Below are 1,596 nucleotides of genomic sequence, written 5' to 3'. Positions count from 1 at the left end.
CTCATCCTCGACTCCCCCACCGGCGGCCCCACCACCATCACCGCCGAACTCCCCTGGCGCGAGCGGGACTCCGGGCACGGAGGCGGGAGCGGGAACCGCCGCGGCGGAGCTTTCCGCAAGGGCGGCGGACGGGTGCGGGGGCCGCGCAGGGCGCGGGAGGCGCCGGAGGCGCCCATCGCACGCCAGGGCTGACCCCACGCGGGGCTGCCGCCAGGGCTGACCGCGCGCGGCTCCGCCCCTGCCGCGTGCCGGGTGTCCCCGTCATCGGCGGCCGCTCCCCACCAGGCCGCCCCCCGAACCACCACGGGCCGGTGGACCCTCGCCACGGACGGACGGACGCGACGCAGGCTTCCGCGCGGCGATGGAACGTTCACGCATTGAGGAGACCGGTGCCGGACACCGGCCGGAGCCTCCGGCGGAGCCCGCGTCCGACGCGCCACCTCAGCACCTGGACGGAGACGGGAGGCCCCCGGACGCGCCGCGGTGCGTGGCGTGCGTGGCCGCGCCAGTGCCTCGGGCGCCCGCCGCATGCACCGCCACCGCACACCCGCGCACCACCCGGGCGCACGCCGCATGGGACACCCGCCCCGAGGTGGGGTAAACCCCCTCACGCAGACGCGTGCTCACGCCATGGCCGCCGCGCATCCTCAAAGCGGACCCTGTAGGGGAAGGTCGCCCGAGCCGGGCCGAGCCGGTCACAGTGCGAGCGGCCGGTCCGCGCCCCCGGCACGCGACCCGGCACACATACCAAGCACTCCGCACTCCGCACCCCGCACCCCGTGCACGGACCCCCGGAAGGACGGGCACCCACCTCATGGCCACCGCATCCGACATCGCGCGGCCCCGCCCCCACCGGGTGCCGGGTGCGCTGCGCGCACCTTTCGAGGGCCGCGCCTGGCGTGAACTGCTCCACGTCGTCACCGGCCTGCCGCTGGCCTCCGTGTACTTCGCCGGCGCCGTCGCCATGCTCTCGGCCGGCGCGGGTCTGCTGATCACCTTCCTCGGTGTTCCCGTCCTGGCCGCGGGCCTCATGGGCTGCCGCGCCGCCGGCTGGGTCGAGCGGGGCCGCGCACGGGCGCTGCTGGACGTGGACGTCGCCGAGCCCGAGCCCGTACGTACGCTCCAGCGGCGCCCCGGTCTGATGCCGTGGGTGGGGGCGCTGCTGCGCAGCGGCGTCTCCTGGCGGCACCTGCTCTACACGGTGCTGCACTTCCCGTGGGCGGTCTTCTCCTTCGTCGTATCCGTCGTCCTCTGGTCCGTCAGCCTGGGCCTGACGCTCTACCCGGCCTGGCAGTGGGTCTTCCCGCGCCACCTGGGCCGGCCGGGCATGCAGGTCGGCCCGGACGGCCTGACCGCGAACAGCACGACGCAGATCGGCGGCACCTACCTGGAGAGTCCGCCCGAACTCGCGTTGACCGCCGCGGCCGGACTGGCACTGCTGCTGGTGACCCCGTGGATCGTGCGCGGGCTGACCCAGGTGGACCGTCTGATGGTGCTGGGGCTGCTCGGCCCGTCACCGCTCGCGACGCGCGTACGGGAGCTGGAGTCGGATCGTGGTTCGGTGGCCGACACCGCCGCAGCCGACCTGCGCCGCAT

Annotated in this window: 1 protein-coding gene and 1 pseudogene; both read left to right on the top strand. The window is 75.6% G+C overall.

The window, feature by feature from the left end:
• Window positions 1–192: pseudogene (locus tag AN215_RS00110) on the top strand (hypothetical protein); the annotation flags it as partial.
• Window positions 193–814: 622 nt separating this feature from the next.
• On the top strand, window positions 815–1,596 hold a 782-nt coding region (locus AN215_RS00105), incomplete at its 3' end, for a sensor domain-containing protein (RefSeq protein ID WP_171904095.1).

Source organism: Streptomyces abyssalis (genome assembly GCF_001751365.1).
Lineage (GTDB): Bacteria > Actinomycetota > Actinomycetes > Streptomycetales > Streptomycetaceae > Streptomyces > Streptomyces abyssalis.
Note: the sequence above shows the minus strand (reverse complement) of the source record. Positions and strands in the feature narration are given on the sequence as shown.